Origin of the sequence: Pseudomonas lundensis, from assembly GCF_001042985.1 — a bacterium.
GTDB lineage: Bacteria > Pseudomonadota > Gammaproteobacteria > Pseudomonadales > Pseudomonadaceae > Aquipseudomonas > Aquipseudomonas lundensis.
The window spans coordinates 194,414-210,126 of record NZ_JYKY01000002.1; the positions used below are offsets into that span (position 1 = coordinate 194,414).

Sequence of the window (15,713 nt, forward strand, 5' to 3'; positions counted from 1 at the left end):
CAACCCCTACTTTATGGATCTGAACTGAACACCGCTCACTTGGGCTGGGTAGCCGGCAAGAGGTGCTCCTTGAACGGAATATCAGCGGGTACGCTGATACCGCTGGCGAGCCACTGACTGCTCAACCCCAAAATGAGGTTTTTCGACCAGTCGGCAACCAATAGAAATTGTGGCAAAAGCCGTGACTCTTGCCACCACGAGTCCTGCTGTACCGGCCCCAGGCTTAACAACCCGACCGCCACGACCACCAGCAATGCGCCACGCGCGGCGCCGAAGGCCATGCCAAGGAACCGGTCGGTCCCGGACAACCCGGTGACGCGAATCAGTTCGCCGATAAGAAAATTGATCATTGCGCCGACCAGCAAGGTGGCGACAAACATGATGGTGCACCCGGCAATGACACGGGCGGAAGGTGTTTCGATGTAGGCAGAGAGATATTCCGACAGGGAACCACCGAACATCCAGGCGACAACACCGGCAATGATCCAGGTGCACAGCGACAATGCCTCTTTGACGAAGCCACGCTTCAAACTGATCAGTGCAGAAATGGCAATCGTTGCAACGATCGCCCAGTCAACCCAGGTAAATGGCACGGTGCAGCCTACAGACAGATAAGGCGGCGCATTTTAGCAGAGCACCGCCTCACAGGTAAGGCGCTTTGAACGCGCATTACGTAACAGATTGAACCTTTTTTCAGTCTCAGCCACGTTCAGGCTGAAAGCGAACCACAAAACCCTTGAGATTTTGCTGCTTGCCCAGTAAATCGCGCAGTCGGTCGGCTTCTGCACGCTCCAACAAAGGCCCTACAAAAACCCGGTTCATCCCGCCAGAGCTCCGAACGTATGCATTATACCCTTGATTGCGAAGGGTTTTTTGCAGGTTATCGGCACTGGCACGGTTGGACAAGCTGACCAACTGCACCGACCAACTGATCGGTAAACCATTGCCATCGACACGTTTTTGCGTGGTATCGAGTTTGGCTGGCGCTTGCGCCACCGTTTGTGCGGGGGTGACCGCTGGCGGCTTGGGCGCGACGGCGGGCTTGGCGACCACCGGCGGTACCACGACAGCTTCCGGTTGCGGCGCAGCCACCACGGCCTGCTCGACCGGGGCAGGCTCTTCGGGAATGACTTGCGGCTCGGGCACTGCAACCGGCTCAACCTGAACCTGCGGCATCACGGGCACTTGAGGCGCCGTGGGGGCATCGACCTGAATCTGACGCTGCTCATCCTGACGCGAAAACAGCATCGGCAAAAAAATCACCGCCAATGCCACCAGCACCAGCGCGCCCACCATGCGCTGCTTGTACGCCTTATCCAGCAAAGCCATGTGCAGCCTCCTCCGTGGCGCGCCGCTCCAGCCATTCAAGGGCTTCGGCGACACAATAGAATGACCCGAACAACAGAATTTCATCCGCTTCACTGGCCCGCTCGCACTGAGCCTCCAGCGCAGCCATGACACTGCCATGCTCTGAAACAGAGGCGCCCTGACGTCGCAGGACAGCTGCCACCTCAGCCGCCGGGCGAGTTCGGGGGGTGTCCAGCGGCGCTACCGCCCAGTGCTCGACCGGCACCGAAAACTCACCCACCACCCCGTCCAGGTCCTTATCTGCCAGCAAACCAAACACGGCCAGGCGCTTGCCTGTCACCGGGCGCTGCATCAGGCGCCGAACCAGATACTGCGCGGCATGCGGATTGTGACCCACATCCAGAAGCAGATTCAGGGTTTTACCCTGCCACTTGAACGAGCGACGATCAAGTCGGCCGGTCACACGGGTTGCCTGCAGCGCCTGCGCAATGCGCTCCGGCTGCCAGGGCAAGCCGCTCAGCGCGTAGCTTTGCAACGCCAGGGCAGCGTTTTCCATGGGCAAGTCAAGCAAGGGCAGATCGCGCAGTTCAATAACGCTCCCGTCCGCGCTCAGTCCACGCCAGTGCCACACCTGTTCGGTGGTAGCCAGGTCGAAATCACGGCCGCGAATAAAGAGCGGGCAACCCAGTTCATGGGCTTTATCCAGCAACGTCTGGGGCGGATTCAAATCACCGCACAGGGCAGGCTTGCCTGAACGAAAGATACCGGCCTTTTCGTACGCGACAGACTCTCGGGTATTGCCCAGGTATTCCACATGATCGACACCAATGCTGGTGACCAACGCCAGGTCGGCATCCACCAGATTGACGGTATCAAGCCGACCGCCCAGCCCGACTTCCAGCACCACCGCATCGAGTCCGGCCCGCTGGAACAACCAGAAAGCGGCCAGCGTGCCGACTTCAAAGTACGTCAGGGAAATTTCACCACGACCTGCCTCGACCGCGGCAAAGGCTTCGCATAACTGCTCGTCCGTCGCTTCAACGCCCGCGATTTGCACCCGCTCGTTGTAACGCAGCAAATGCGGGGAGTTATACACCCCCACTTTCAGGCCTTGCGCTTGCAGCAAAGACGCTACAAACGCACAGGTTGAGCCTTTGCCGTTCGTGCCCGTGACCGTCACCACCCGAGGCGCTGGCTTGATCAGCCCCATACGGTTCGCTACTTCTCGCGAGCGCTCCAGGCCCATGTCGATGGCCGATGGATGCAACTGCTCAAGGTAAGCGAGCCATTGGCCAAGGGTGCGCCGGGTCATAGGTTTGCCGGAGCCGGCGGTACAACGATGGTTTCAACAGGAGGCGCGACGTACACCGGCGTCGGCAAGCCCATCATTTGTGCCAGCAGGCTGCCCAGGCGCGGGCGCAGCTCTTGACGCGAAACGATCAGGTCGATAGCCCCATGTTCCAGCAGGAATTCACTGCGCTGGAAACCTTCCGGCAGTTTTTCACGCACGGTCTGCTCGATGACACGCGGGCCGGCAAAACCGATCAACGCCTTGGGCTCGGCAACGATCACATCGCCCAGCATCGCCAGACTGGCCGAAACGCCGCCGTACACCGGATCGGTCAACACGGAAATGAACGGAATGCCCTCTTCGCGCAAGCGTGCCAGCACGGCGGAGGTCTTGGCCATTTGCATCAGGGAAATCAGGGCTTCCTGCATGCGCGCGCCACCGGACGCCGCGAAGCAGATCATCGGGCAGCGGTTTTCCAGCGCATGGTTGGCGGCACGTACAAAACGCTCGCCAACGATGGCACCCATCGAGCCACCCATGAACGAGAATTCAAAGGCAGACACCACAACCGGCATGCCCAACAGGGTGCCGCTCATGGAAATCAGCGCGTCTTTCTCGCCAGTCTGTTTCTGCGCGCCGACCAGACGATCCTTGTACTTTTTGCTGTCGCGGAACTTCAGGCGGTCAACCGGCTCCAGGTCGGCACCCAGCTCGACACGGCCGTCGGCGTCCAAAAAGATATCAATGCGTGCACGCGCGCCGATGCGCATGTGGTGGTTGCATTTAGGGCAAACGTCCAGGGTCTTTTCCAACTCAGGGCGATAAAGCACTGCATCGCAGGACGGGCATTTGTGCCACAGGCCTTCAGGTACCGAACTCTTCTTGACCTCCGAACGCATGATCGAAGGAATCAGTTTGTCTACCAACCAGTTGCTCATGCTTTTTTTCTCCAGTACCGGGGCGGCTTGAACACCTGGTTCAGGCCCCGTGTATGCCCTTGAGCTAAATTCATTAGGTATGTGGCGATGATTGCAGTCACCTGCGGTCAGCCCATGGCGAACCGGCATCTCCCTGCAACCCTCAGCCTTCCCGACAACACGCTCCAGAGCGGTTGCCACTTTAATTTCTGCCCGTCCAACGACCGGGCCCGCACGCTTTACAGCAGCGGTAATGATGGACGGTGGCAGACTGCCAACCGTCACATCACGCGTCAGTTTGTTCCACGAACCGCCTGCATGAAGGCACGTATTTTGTCGTGATCCTTGATGCCCTTGCTCTTTTCAACGCCGCCGCTCACGTCAACGGCATACGGACGAACGCGGTGAATGGCGTCCGCCACATTATCGGGTGTCAACCCGCCAGCCAGAATGATCGGCCTGCTCAGGTCCCGAGGTATCAAAGACCAGTCAAAGACCTCGCCGGTTCCCCCCGGCACGCCTTCAACGTAGGCATCCAGCAAAATACCACTGGCGCTGCCATACCGCGCGCAAGCCTGAGCAATGTCATCGCCGGCCTTCACACGCAGCGCTTTTATATAAGGCCGGTGAAAACCTTCGCACTGCTCCGGCGTTTCGTCGCCGTGAAACTGCAGCAGATCCAACGGTACGGCGTCGAGGGTTTCGTTGAGCTCACACGCGCTGGCATTGACGAAAAGACCGACCGTGGTCACGAAAGGAGGCAGTGCCGCAATGATTGCGCGAGCTTGCTGAACGCTTACAGCGCGCGGGCTTTTGGCATAGAACACAAAGCCAATCGCATCCGCTCCGGACTCTACAGCGGCCAGCGCATCCTTTATGCAGGTAATACCGCAGATCTTGCTGCGAACGGCTGACATGTCGACTCCACCTCCGGGTTGGTGCATGAAAGTGGCGGATGGTAACAAAAGCGTGCGCGGGCGTCAGCCGGCCAGTTCGCTAAAACCGGTCAGGAAATGCGGACCGATGTACCTGTCAGGCAACTGAAACTCATCGTGGTACTCGACCTGCACCAGGTACAGGCCGTAAGGGTGCGCCGTGACACCGCCCAAGCGACGTTGACGGCTTTCCAGCACCTCTTTGATCCACTCCACCGGCCGCTCACCGGCACCAATGGTCATCAGCACGCCGGCGATATTGCGCACCATGTGATGCAGAAATGCACTGGCGCGGATGTCCAGCACAATCATGTGCCCGTGACGGGTGACACGCAGGTGATGCATTTCTTTGATCGGTGATTTGGCCTGGCACTGACCGGCGCGAAAAGCGCTGAAGTCATGCACTCCCAACAAGTACTGCGCCGCCTCGGCCATGCGCTCGACATCCAGCGGACGATGGTTCCAGGTGATTTCCTGATTCAAATGAGCCGGCCGTATCGGATCGTTATAAATGACATAGCGATAGCGCCGCGCGATGGCTTTGAACCGCGCATGAAAATGCGCCGGCATGACTTTGGCCCAGCTGACACTGATGTCATGGGGCAAATTGATATTGGCCCCCATCACCCACGCCTTGAGCGAGCGCTCAGCTTGCGTGTCAAAGTGCACCACTTGCCCGCAGGCATGCACACCGGCATCGGTACGCCCTGCGCACAACAATGAAACCGGGGACGCGGCGACTTTCGAGAGCGCCTCTTCAAGGGTTTCCTGAACGGTCAGCACCCCGTTGGCCTGACGCTGCCAGCCGCTGTACCGCGACCCTTTGTATTCAACGCCCAGCGCGATGCGGGAAAAACCTTCGGCAGCCATTTCAGCGGCTGCGTTATCTAAATTTGCCAAGGACTTACAGCCTGCTCATGTACGCAAAGGCGGGCATTATAAGGCGCACGCGCCAAGACGCCATGAAACAAATACGCCACACCAATGATTAGACACACCCGCGCCCCCCTCGCAAAAACGACAACGGCAGCCACCCTGGCTGCCGTTGGCATGGCGGGCTGGCGATCAGACCAACCCAGACAACATCTCTTTGGCCTCGGCCTGCTGCGCAGTGTTCCCTTCGCCAAGCACTTCAATCAGGATGTCACGCGCACCCTCCGCATCGCCCATATCGATATACGCTTGCGCCAAATCGAGCTTGGTAGCGGTTTCGTCCGTGACGGACAGGAAGTCGAACTCGGGTTCATCGCCCTGCTCCACCGCATCGTCAGCAGCGAATGTGTCGGTATCGACAAACGGCTCGGCAATCGGTGGATGCTCCAGGCTTTGCGACAAACGCTCCAGCTCGGCATTCACTTCATCCAGCTCCACCGAAAAGCTGTCAGGCGCCGCCGGTGCCTCTTCGTCCGCCAATGACAGGTCGAAATCCGCGGGCAGATCCAGATCATCGACGCCATTGATGTCGAATAACGGCGTCTCGGCATCAGACAACCCCTTGAGCTCGTCTTCCAGACCCAGCACATCCTCATCCGCCAGGGTCGGAGCAGAAAGCTCATCGTCCGGCAGGTTCAAATCAAAGTCAGCAAGGTCATCATGGGCGGCCTGGGCTTCAGCCTGCTGGGCGAGCACGGCCTCAAAGCTCAACTCATCATCGGCAGGTGCCGGAGCCTGAGGCTCCACAGTCGGAGCAACCACCGCTGGGGATGCAGCCTCCAGATCATCCAGACTCAGATCGAAATCTTCATCGAATGCCTCGCTCACCGGCTCGGCGGATACGGGCGCCTCTGCATTCGGCTCTTCCTGAAGCATGTCTTTGACGAACTGGGCATCCAGCTCGGCAGCCAGGGCCGCCGAAGCAATACCGGCAGCGGCGGCAGCTGCCATGGCCGGGTAACGCGCCTTGAGCTGCTCGACTTCAGCGTGGTTTTTGCCATTGGCAACCAACTGGCGCTCCTGGGCAATAAACGCATCACGCTCGCCCAGTTCGCCATAGACCTGCATCAGCTTCAGACGCAAATCACTGCGTTGCGGCGCCTGCTCAATGGCTGAGGTGAGCAGCTCTTGCGCCTCATTGAATTGGCGGCGGGTAATCAGGTGTTCGGCTTCGTTCAGCACATCGCTGTCGGGTTTGGACTGTGTGGCCGCTGCCACGACTGCCGCCGCGGCGACAGTGGCTGCCGCAACCGCGGGAGCCACAGACTCAACAACTGGTGCAGGTGCAGGTGCAGGTGCAGGTGCAGGTGCAGGTGCAGGTGCGAGCTTGACGCTTGGAGGCGGAACTTCAAGACCTTCAAAGCTGCTTTCCGGCATATCCAGATCAGCCGCAAAATCCGACTCTTCTTCCAGAGCACGCGCCATGCGCAGGTGTTTTTCGGCGGCCTGTTGCGCTTTACGGCGACGCGCCAGCAGCAACATCAGCAGTAACAACAGCAACACGGCCCCGCCACCGACCAGACCCAACAGCAACGGACTGGCCAGCAGGTCCTGAATACTGCGTTCCTGGTCTTGTGCGTCATCCACCGGCGCCGGAGGGACGGCGGTGGCCGGTGTTCCTTCAGTGGCTGGCGGAATGTCGGCTTCGGGGGCATCGGCTGCCTGCGCCGCCAATTGCGCCGGAATCGCCGCAGCAGGATCGGTTGGCACAGGCTCAGCCTGCAGCTTGGCCAACTGATCGTTTTTCAACTCAATCAAACGTTGCAACTTGTCGAGCTGGCTTTGCAGATCCTGCATCCGGCTTTTCAGCTCGGCATTCTCTCGACGGCTGGCATCCAGGCCTTCCTGGGTCATCGCCAGCTTGTCGCTTAAATGTTTGACATCACCTGCCGCGCCTTTGCCAGCCCCCTTGGCCGCCTGCCCTGAGACCAGGCTCAAATTGTCGCCCACCGCCTCTTTGGGCGTTGCCAGCGCCGGGGTTTTACGCCCGGTTGCATCCAACTGCTGGGCCAACGGCACAGTGCGACGCCCGCTGCGCCAGTCGGCGTTCTGCGAGGCCACTTCAGCCAAGGCTTTGGCGTGCGGTAATTGGGTGCTTTGCGACGCATCCGGCAAGCGCAGCACCTGACCGGTTTTCAGGCGGTTGATGTTGCCATTGATAAACGCATCGGGATTAAGCGCCTGAATCGCCAGCATGGTTTGCTGGACGGACCCACCGTTGCGCGCCTTCGCGGCAATTTCCCAAAGGGTGTCACGGGCACTGGTGGTGTATTGCGCCGGGCTGCCCGCAGGTGCAGCCGCCGGGGTGGCTGCAGCAGCGGCAGCCGTTTGCGGCGAAAATTTGGCCGGGTCAAGCAACACGCTGTAATCGCGCAGCAAGCGGCCATTGGGCCACATGACCTGCACCAGAAATTTGACGAAAGGTTCTGACAGCGGCTGACTGGAGGTCACACGCAACACGCTTTTGCCCTCCGGATTGATCACCGGGGTAAAGCGCAGGTCATCCAGAAACGCAGGGCGCTGAACGCCTGCCTTGGAGAACTCTTCAGCCGGTGCCAGGCTGGGGACCACTTCGGCAGCAGTCAAGTCCTTGACATCCAGCAATTCGATTTCAGCCAGCAGCGGCTGGTTCTGCGTCGACTTCAGCGTCAGCTCCCCGAGCCCAAGCGCCTGTGCCATGCCGGATGACAGCGCCGAAGCGGCGGCGATTGCTAACACTAATTTGCGAACTTGAACCATAGCCTCTTCCTTATTGGTACAGACCCCGTCCTACGGGATCTGTATAGCTGCTGCCTGAAGACCCCGCCCGGATTACACCACCACCGGGTCGGTTCTCCTATTACGCCTTGCGAGCCCTGACAGCAACTGAACTGCAACGATTGGCCGTCTGGCTAGAATCATTTTGCAAATTGACGCCAAGTATCTTTTACAGTTGGTCTTTTATCAACAACTCGGCCACCTGCACGGCATTCAAGGCGGCGCCTTTTCGTACGTTATCTGACGTCAACCACAAATTAAGTTCAGAAGTATCGTCAACTCCGTGACGAACACGGCCTACATACACAACGTCCTGACCGACCGCATCCCCCACAGCTGTAGGATAGTCGCCCGCCTCGACCAGTTCGATGCTATCGGCTGCTTCGAGCAATGCATTAACCGCGTCCAGATCCACCGGGCCTGCCAATTGCACCGAGACGCTGAAGCTGTCGCCAAAAAACACCGGCGCCTGCACGCAGGTTACCGACACCTTAAGCCCAGGCATGCCCAGCACGTCGCGCAGCTCGCTGACCAGACGCTTCTCCAGCGGCACATGGCCCTGGGCATCTGGCTTGCCAACCTGCGCCAGCAAATTGAACGCCATTTGCCGGTCAAAGAAGGTCGACTCCAAAGGGCGCAAATTAAGCAGCTCTGCCGTCTGACGCGCCAGCTCCGACACCGCTTCACGCCCTTGTGCCGAGACCGCCAGGCACGCGGTGACATTCACCCGCTGAATGTCCAGCAGCCCACGCAAAGGGGCCAGCACCACCGCCAGCGCTGTCGCCGAAGGGCTTGGGCTACTGACTTGTACGGGTTTGGGTAAACCTTGCAGCTTCTGCGCATTGGCCTCCGGCACGACCTGAGGCGCCTGAGCCTGCGCCAAGGCCCCCGACAGGTCGATGACGGCACACCCCGCTGCACGGGCTTTGTCGGCGAAACTCAACGTGACCGCAGGCCCGGCCGCAAAAAACACCATGCGCACCTGAGTGAAATCAAATGCGTCGACTTCACGCACCCGCACGTTCTTGCCCCGGTAAGGCACCGAACTTCCGGCGGACTCCAGACTGGCCAGCAAATGCAGCTCACCGACGGGAAAATCACGCTCTTCAAGGATGTGCACAATGGTTTCGCCGACAGTGCCGGTGGCGCCAACGACGGCGATATCAAAGGACTGGTTCATGGATCTACCTCAGGCGAAACAGTGGGAGCGGCACTGTACCGGGCGCCACCCCGCCAGGCAACGCACAGCGCGCTGTAAAGGGTGTGCATCGTCGGCGCACAAAAAAACCCGCGCCTCGTGCGAGGGGCGGGTCTGAAATCACCGGCGCGGATTAACGCTCCAGCAAAATCCGCAGCATGCGGCGCAGCGGTTCGGCCGCGCCCCACAACAACTGGTCACCGACCGTGAAGGCGCCGAGGAACTGCGACCCCATGTTCAGCTTGCGCAGACGGCCGACTGGCACGTTCAGGGTGCCGGTGACTTTGGTCGGGCTCAGCTCCTGCATGCTGATTTCACGCTGATTGGGCACCAGCTTGACCCAAGGGTTGTGCTGGCTGATCAGCCCTTCGATGTCGGCAATCGGCACATCTTTGTTCAACTTGATGGTCAACGCCTGGCTGTGGCAACGCATGGCGCCGATGCGCACGCAAATGCCGTCAACCGGAATCGGGTTTTTGAAGCGACCCAGAATCTTGTTGGTTTCGGCCTGCGCCTTCCACTCTTCACGACTCTGGCCGTTAGGCAGTTCTTTGTCGATCCACGGGATCAGGCTGCCTGCCAGCGGCACACCGAAGTGCTCGGTCGGGTACGCATCGCTGCGCATGGCCTGCGCCACTTTGCGGTCGATGTCGAGAATGGCGCTGGCCGGGTTGGCCAGTTCATCGGCGACTGCGGCGTGGGTTGCGCCCATTTGCTTGATCAGCTCGCGCATGTTCTGCGCGCCGGCACCGGAAGCCGCCTGATAGGTCATGGCGCTCATCCATTCCACCAGACCGGCCTCGAACAGACCGCCCAGGCCCATCAGCATCAAACTCACGGTGCAGTTGCCGCCCACGTAGTTCTTGGTGCCGGCATCCAGCTGCTGGTCAATCACCTTGCGGTTGACCGGGTCCAGAATAATGACCGCGTCATCCTGCATGCGCAGGCTCGATGCAGCATCGATCCAATAACCTTGCCAGCCTGCCTCACGCAGCTTCGCAAACACCTCAGTGGTGTAGTCGCCGCCCTGGCAGGTCAGGATCACATCGAGGGTTTTCAACTCTTCAATGTTGTAGGCATCCTTGAGCGGAGCAATATCCTTGCCCACGGACGGACCTTGTCCACCGACATTGGAGGTGGTGAAAAACACCGGCTCAATAAGATCGAAATCCTGCTCTTCCAGCATCCGCTGCATGAGCACGGAACCGACCATACCGCGCCAACCGACCAGACCTACACGTTTCATCGCAACTACACCTTTAACAAAAAGTGGGGTCGTTACTTCCACCAACAGGAAGTAACGGGCCCGAGAGATTACAGATTCTGCAGCGCGGCGACTACTGCATCGCCCATTTCCTGTGTACCGACCTTGGTACACCCCGCCGACCAGATGTCACCCGTACGCAACCCCTGATCCAGAACCAGGCTGACCGCCTGCTCGATGGCATCGGCGGCTGCCTGCTGATTGAAGCTGTAACGCAGCATCATGGAGACCGACAAAATCGTGGCCAGCGGGTTGGCAATGCCCCGCCCCGCGATGTCCGGCGCAGAACCGTGGCACGGCTCGTACATGCCCTTGTTATTGGCATCCAGAGAGGCCGACGGCAGCATGCCGATGGAGCCGGTGAGCATCGATGCCTCGTCGGAGAGGATGTCGCCGAACAGGTTGTCGGTGACGATCACGTCGAACTGCTTGGGCGCGCGCACCAGTTGCATCGCGGCATTGTCGACGTACATGTGGCTCAATTCGACGTCCGGGTACTCCTTGGCCACTTGCTCGACAACTTCACGCCACAGCTGGCTGGACGCCAATACGTTGGCCTTGTCGACTGAGCACAACTTCTTGCCGCGCACTCGGGCCATGTCGAAACCGACCCGCGCAATGCGGCGAATTTCGCTTTCGCTGTAGGGCAGCGTGTCGTAGGCCTGACGCTCGCCATTGTCCAGCTCGCGGGTTCCGCGTGGCGCACCGAAGTAAATGCCGCCGGTCAATTCGCGGACGATCAGGATGTCCAGGCCCGCGACGATTTCCGGTTTGAGGCTCGATGCGTCCGCCAGTTGCGGGTAAAGGATCGCAGGACGCAAGTTGCCGAACAGCCCCAATTGCGCACGAATTTTCAGCAGGCCCCGTTCAGGACGGATGTCACGTTCGAGGGTGTCCCATTTAGGGCCGCCCACCGCGCCCAACAGTACCGCGTCCGCCGCACGGGCACGGGCCAGGGTCTCATCGGCCAGCGGCACACCATGCTGATCGATGGCGGCGCCGCCGATCACGTCATGGGTCAACGCGAAGTCGAGTTGAAACTTGTCGTTGGCCAGCTCCAGCACCTTGACCGCCTGAGCCATGATTTCTGGACCAATGCCGTCACCTGGAAGAATCAGAATCTGTTTGCTCATGGGATCCTCTTTTTTGTCTGTCGATGCCCCCGCAGGCGCATCCGAAAATTTTAATCGTGTGACGCGCTTACTTTTCGCACCACAGCACCAGCACATCGGTACTGAACGAGCCATCGGCGTCAATCTCGAAATACTCACGCACTTCGGCGCCCATGGACTGTTGCAAGGCGAGGATGGCGTGGCTCAGGGTGTCGGGCGTGCGCATACGGGCAATCCAGGAGCCGAACTCTAATCGCAAACGCTGGCGCTGCGTACTGCGCGTGTGCAACCCCGCCTGGCTGACCTGCTCAAGCCACTCACCCGCCGCGTAATCGCGCACATGGCTGGTGTCGCGCAACACTTCAACCGTTTGCAAATACGTGTCAAACAACGGGCTGCCCGGCGACATCACGTCAATGAACGCAGCGACACCGCCGGGCTTGAGTACCCGCCGTACTTCGCGCAAGGCCTGACCGAGATCGCTCCAGTGATGGGCCGAATAACGGCTCAGCACGTAATCGAACTCGCCGTCAGCAAAGGGCAAGCGCTCTGCGGCGCCGCGTACGGTGCGGATATTCGGCAACTCGCGATCAAGGGCCGCGCGACTCACCACATCCAGCATCTGCTGCGAAAGGTCGTAAGCGACCACCTCCTGGACCTGCGACGCTACGTGAAAACTGACGTGCCCGGCCCCGCAGCCCAGGTCCAGCACCCGCGCCGCCGACTTGCCGGCCAACTCCGCCTGGAGCAGCGCAAACTCGGCGCCCTGGGCATGAACAGTGCTGTTCAGGTAGGCCGACGCCTGCTCACCGAACTGTTTCTGTACGACTTGACTGTGCTGAGCGGTGCGGGTCATTGGAGTGTCCTTCAGGTCATGGGCTTGCAATCAGTCGCGAAACAACCAGGGCTGACTGGCGCGATGCTTGCTCTCAAACGCAGCGATGGCATCGCCATCCTGCAAGGTCAAACCGATGTCATCCAGACCGTTAAGCAGGCAGTGCTTGCGGAACGCATCGATTTCAAAGCTCAGCACTTTGCCGTCCGGGCGGGTGACCGTCTGCGCCTCAAGGTCGATCTTGAGCTGATAACCCGGTGCGGCTTCAACCTGAGCAAACAGTTCGTCAATCTCCGCGTCGCTCAGGATGATCGGCAACAAACCGTTCTTAAAGCTGTTATTGAAGAAGATATCGGCATAACTCGGCGCGATGATGCTGCGAAAGCCATATTCTTCCAGCGCCCACGGTGCGTGTTCACGGCTTGAGCCGCAGCCGAAGTTTTCACGCGCCAGCAACACGCTGGCGCCCTGGTAACGCTCGGCATTGAGCACGAAATCTTTGTTCAATGGCCGTTTGGAGTTGTCCTGATAAGGCTGGCCCACGTCCAGGTAGCGCCACTCATCAAACAGGTTGGGGCCGAACCCGGTGCGCTTGATAGATTTCAAAAACTGCTTGGGAATGATCTGGTCCGTGTCCACATTGGCACGGTCCAAAGGCGCAACAAGACCGGTGTGCTGGGTAAAAGCTTTCATGCTGCGCTCCTTAAATCAATTCGCGGACGTCGATGAAACGACCATTTACCGCCGCGGCAGCGGCCATTGCCGGGCTCACCAAGTGGGTGCGGCCTCCGGCGCCCTGACGCCCTTCAAAGTTACGGTTGGAGGTCGAAGCGCAATGCTCGCCCGACTCAAGGCGGTCAGGGTTCATCGCCAGACACATCGAGCACCCCGGCTCACGCCATTCGAAACCCGCTTCAAGGAAAATCCTGTCCAGCCCTTCAGCTTCCGCCTGAGCCTTTACCAACCCCGAGCCCGGCACCACAATCGCCTGCTTGATGGTCGAGGCCACCTTACGGCCTTTGGCGATCACGGCCGCCGCGCGCAAGTCTTCAATGCGCGAGTTGGTGCACGATCCGATGAACACACGATCCAGCTGGATATCCGTAATCGCCTGATTGGCGCTTAACCCCATGTACTTCAACGCACGCTCAATCGAACCGCGCTTGACCAGATCGGTTTCCTGCGCCGGATCGGGCACATTCTGATCCACGGCCAACACCATTTCCGGCGAAGTGCCCCAGCTGACCTGCGGCTTGATCCGGGTCGCATCCAGTTCGACCACCGTGTCGAAGACTGCGTCGGCATCCGACACCAATGATTTCCAGGCCTCAACCGCCTGGTTCCACTCCGCGCCTTTGGGGGCGAACGGGCGGCCCTTGACGTAATCGACTGTCTTCTCATCGGCGGCCACCAGACCGACGCGCGCGCCCGCCTCAATGGCCATGTTGCAAATGGTCATGCGGCCTTCAACGGACAAGTCGCGAATCGCGCTTCCGGCGAACTCAATGGCGTGGCCATTGCCACCGGCCGTGCCGATTTTGCCGATGACCGCGAGCACGATGTCCTTGGCTGTCACCCCAAATGGCAGTTGGCCTTCTACGCGCACCAACATGTTCTTCATTTTTTTAGCCACAAGGCATTGGGTGGCCAGTACGTGTTCAACCTCAGACGTGCCAATACCGTGGGCCAAGGCGCCGAACGCGCCATGGGTCGAGGTGTGCGAGTCGCCGCAGACCACGGTCATGCCCGGCAATGTGGCGCCCTGCTCAGGGCCGATCACGTGAACGATGCCCTGACGCACGTCGTTCATTTTGAATTCGGTGATGCCGTACTCGTCGCAGTTGTCGTCCAGGGTTTGCACTTGCAAACGGGAAACCTGATCGGCAATCGCTTCAATCCCGCCTTTGCGCTCCGGCGTGGTCGGTACGTTATGGTCCGGGGTCGCGATATTGGCATCGATGCGCCAAGGCTTGCGCCCTGCCAGACGCAAGCCTTCGAACGCTTGCGGCGAGGTCACTTCATGAATGATGTGACGGTCGATATAGATCAGCGCCGATCCATCGTCGCGCTGCTTGACCAAATGCGAATCCCAGAGCTTGTCGTAGAGCGTTTTGCCGGCCATCACACGGTTCCTCATCAGCTACTTTCTGTGCCAATAACCACTTGGCTTGTGAGGTCGATCCTATGGCGTTAAAGTTAATAACTCAAATTCATAATTTTTATAGTTTGGATAACCAAAGGGAATTCGAAACATGGACCTCGCAAATCTCAATGCCTTCATTGCGATTGCAGAAACCGGCAGCTTTTCAGGTGCCGCCGAACGGTTGTTCCTGACGCAGCCGGCGATCAGCAAACGCATCGCCAGCATTGAGCAACAACTCAAGCTCAGGCTGTTCGACCGACTCGGCCGTGAAGTCAGCCTGACCGAGGCCGGCCGAGCGCTGCTGCCCCGCGCCTATCAAATACTTAACGTGCTGGACGACACCCGCCGGGCGCTCAACAACCTCAACGGAGAGGTGAGCGGTCGCCTGACACTGGCTACCAGCCACCATATTGGCTTGCACCGCTTGCCGCCCCTGCTGCGTGAATTCACCCGCACTTACCCCAAGGTCGCGCTGGATATTCAGTTCCTCGATTCAGAAGTGGCCTACGAAGAAATCCTCCATGGCCGTGCCGAACTGGCGGTCATTACCCTGGCGCCCGAACCGCATTCACTGATTCGCGCCGTGCCAGTGTGGGATGACCCGCTGGATTTTGTCGTCGCGCCTGAGCACTCGCTGACGCACAAAGGGCCGATCAGCCTGGCAGACATCGCGCACCACCCGGCGGTGTTCCCGGGTGGCAACACCTTTACCCACCACATCGTGCAGCGGCTGTTCGAGGCCCAAGGGTTGACCCCCAATATCGCCATGAGCACCAACTACCTGGAAACCATCAAAATGATGGTGTCCATCGGTCTGGCCTGGAGCGTGCTGCCGCGCACCATGCTTGACGAACAAGTGGCATCGATCCGCTTGCCGGGCATACAACTGACGCGCCAACTAGGCTATATCTTGCATACCGAACGCACTTTATCGAATGCTGCACACGCTTTCATGACACTGCTGGATGGCCAGGTCGATACCCGGCACACTGCGCCTGACGCATGACCGTACTGACGCTT

The 15,713-nt window shown here is 59.5% G+C and carries 14 protein-coding genes; 1 reads left to right on the forward strand and 13 read right to left on the reverse strand.

Annotated elements, in window-relative coordinates; translation table 11 throughout:
* Positions 1-35 precede the first annotated feature (35 nt).
* From TU74_RS02590 to leuC, 13 genes are all read right to left on the reverse strand, one after another.
* The gene (locus tag TU74_RS02590; RefSeq protein ID WP_047275552.1) at positions 36-593 is read right to left on the reverse strand and encodes a CvpA family protein; all 558 of its coding nucleotides are present in this window, start codon (positions 591-593) and stop codon (positions 36-38) included.
* Positions 594-699: 106 nt separating this feature from the next.
* Positions 700-1,329, reverse strand: a complete 630-nt coding sequence (locus tag TU74_RS02595) for an SPOR domain-containing protein (protein WP_047275554.1) — start codon at positions 1,327-1,329, stop codon at positions 700-702.
* Entirely contained in the window at positions 1,313-2,620 is a 1,308-nt protein-coding gene (folC, locus tag TU74_RS02600) for a bifunctional tetrahydrofolate synthase/dihydrofolate synthase (RefSeq protein ID WP_048374943.1), read from the reverse strand. Before folC ends, TU74_RS02595 begins: the two co-directional genes overlap by 17 nt.
* The gene (gene accD, locus TU74_RS02605) at positions 2,617-3,537 is read right to left on the reverse strand and encodes an acetyl-CoA carboxylase, carboxyltransferase subunit beta (RefSeq protein ID WP_047294292.1); all 921 of its coding nucleotides are present in this window, start codon (positions 3,535-3,537) and stop codon (positions 2,617-2,619) included. Before accD ends, folC begins: the two co-directional genes overlap by 4 nt.
* Before the next feature lie 272 nt (positions 3,538-3,809).
* The gene (locus tag TU74_RS02610; protein ID WP_048374945.1) at positions 3,810-4,433 is read right to left on the reverse strand and encodes a phosphoribosylanthranilate isomerase; all 624 of its coding nucleotides are present in this window, start codon (positions 4,431-4,433) and stop codon (positions 3,810-3,812) included.
* Positions 4,434-4,496: 63 nt separating this feature from the next.
* Positions 4,497-5,321 (reverse strand): tRNA pseudouridine(38-40) synthase TruA, encoded by an 825-nt coding sequence (gene truA / locus TU74_RS02615; protein ID WP_048374947.1) that lies wholly within the window; start codon positions 5,319-5,321, stop codon positions 4,497-4,499.
* Positions 5,322-5,516: 195 nt separating this feature from the next.
* Positions 5,517-8,123, reverse strand: coding sequence for a motility hub landmark protein FimV (locus TU74_RS02620; protein ID WP_048374949.1), 2,607 nt, complete (start codon positions 8,121-8,123; stop codon positions 5,517-5,519).
* A 187-nt stretch (positions 8,124-8,310) separates the two neighbouring features.
* Positions 8,311-9,321, reverse strand: a complete 1,011-nt coding sequence (locus TU74_RS02625) for an aspartate-semialdehyde dehydrogenase (protein WP_048374951.1) — start codon at positions 9,319-9,321, stop codon at positions 8,311-8,313.
* Between the two features lie 151 nt (positions 9,322-9,472).
* Positions 9,473-10,585 (reverse strand): aspartate-semialdehyde dehydrogenase, encoded by a 1,113-nt coding sequence (asd, locus tag TU74_RS02630; RefSeq protein ID WP_047275568.1) that lies wholly within the window; start codon positions 10,583-10,585, stop codon positions 9,473-9,475.
* Positions 10,586-10,653: 68 nt separating this feature from the next.
* Positions 10,654-11,736: a 3-isopropylmalate dehydrogenase gene (leuB, locus tag TU74_RS02635; RefSeq protein WP_048374953.1), complete on the reverse strand. Its 1,083-nt coding sequence runs from the start codon at positions 11,734-11,736 to the stop codon at positions 10,654-10,656.
* 67 nt (positions 11,737-11,803) lie between these two features.
* Positions 11,804-12,571, reverse strand: a complete 768-nt coding sequence (locus TU74_RS02640; RefSeq protein WP_048374955.1) for a class I SAM-dependent methyltransferase — start codon at positions 12,569-12,571, stop codon at positions 11,804-11,806.
* Positions 12,572-12,601: 30 nt separating this feature from the next.
* Positions 12,602-13,243 carry a 3-isopropylmalate dehydratase small subunit gene (gene leuD / locus TU74_RS02645; protein WP_047294301.1) on the reverse strand — a complete coding sequence of 214 codons (642 nt, stop codon included), beginning with the start codon at positions 13,241-13,243 and terminating at the stop codon, positions 12,602-12,604.
* 10 nt (positions 13,244-13,253) lie between these two features.
* Positions 13,254-14,672: a 3-isopropylmalate dehydratase large subunit gene (gene leuC, locus TU74_RS02650; RefSeq protein ID WP_048374957.1), complete on the reverse strand. Its 1,419-nt coding sequence runs from the start codon at positions 14,670-14,672 to the stop codon at positions 13,254-13,256.
* A 130-nt stretch (positions 14,673-14,802) separates the two neighbouring features.
* Here leuC and TU74_RS02655 point away from each other — a divergent pair, with 130 nt between their 5' ends.
* Positions 14,803-15,699, forward strand: a complete 897-nt coding sequence (locus TU74_RS02655; protein ID WP_047275578.1) for a LysR family transcriptional regulator — start codon at positions 14,803-14,805, stop codon at positions 15,697-15,699.
* The last annotated feature ends 14 nt before the right edge of the window (positions 15,700-15,713 follow it).

Coding starts and splice junctions, on each gene's coding strand:
- leuC (WP_048374957.1), bottom strand. CDS start 14,672: ATGGCCGGCAAAACGCTCTACGACAAGCTCTGGGATTCGCATTTGGTC.
- accD (WP_047294292.1), bottom strand. CDS start 3,537: ATGAGCAACTGGTTGGTAGACAAACTGATTCCTTCGATCATGCGTTCG.
- TU74_RS02620 (WP_048374949.1), bottom strand. CDS start 8,123: ATGGTTCAAGTTCGCAAATTAGTGTTAGCAATCGCCGCCGCTTCGGCG.
- TU74_RS02640 (WP_048374955.1), bottom strand. CDS start 12,571: ATGACCCGCACCGCTCAGCACAGTCAAGTCGTACAGAAACAGTTCGGT.
- TU74_RS02595 (WP_047275554.1), bottom strand. CDS start 1,329: ATGGCTTTGCTGGATAAGGCGTACAAGCAGCGCATGGTGGGCGCGCTG.
- leuB (WP_048374953.1), bottom strand. CDS start 11,736: ATGAGCAAACAGATTCTGATTCTTCCAGGTGACGGCATTGGTCCAGAA.
- TU74_RS02655 (WP_047275578.1), top strand. CDS start 14,803: ATGGACCTCGCAAATCTCAATGCCTTCATTGCGATTGCAGAAACCGGC.
- folC (WP_048374943.1), bottom strand. CDS start 2,620: ATGACCCGGCGCACCCTTGGCCAATGGCTCGCTTACCTTGAGCAGTTG.
- TU74_RS02625 (WP_048374951.1), bottom strand. CDS start 9,321: ATGAACCAGTCCTTTGATATCGCCGTCGTTGGCGCCACCGGCACTGTC.
- TU74_RS02610 (WP_048374945.1), bottom strand. CDS start 4,433: ATGTCAGCCGTTCGCAGCAAGATCTGCGGTATTACCTGCATAAAGGAT.
- leuD (WP_047294301.1), bottom strand. CDS start 13,243: ATGAAAGCTTTTACCCAGCACACCGGTCTTGTTGCGCCTTTGGACCGT.
- truA (WP_048374947.1), bottom strand. CDS start 5,321: ATGGCTGCCGAAGGTTTTTCCCGCATCGCGCTGGGCGTTGAATACAAA.
- asd (WP_047275568.1), bottom strand. CDS start 10,585: ATGAAACGTGTAGGTCTGGTCGGTTGGCGCGGTATGGTCGGTTCCGTG.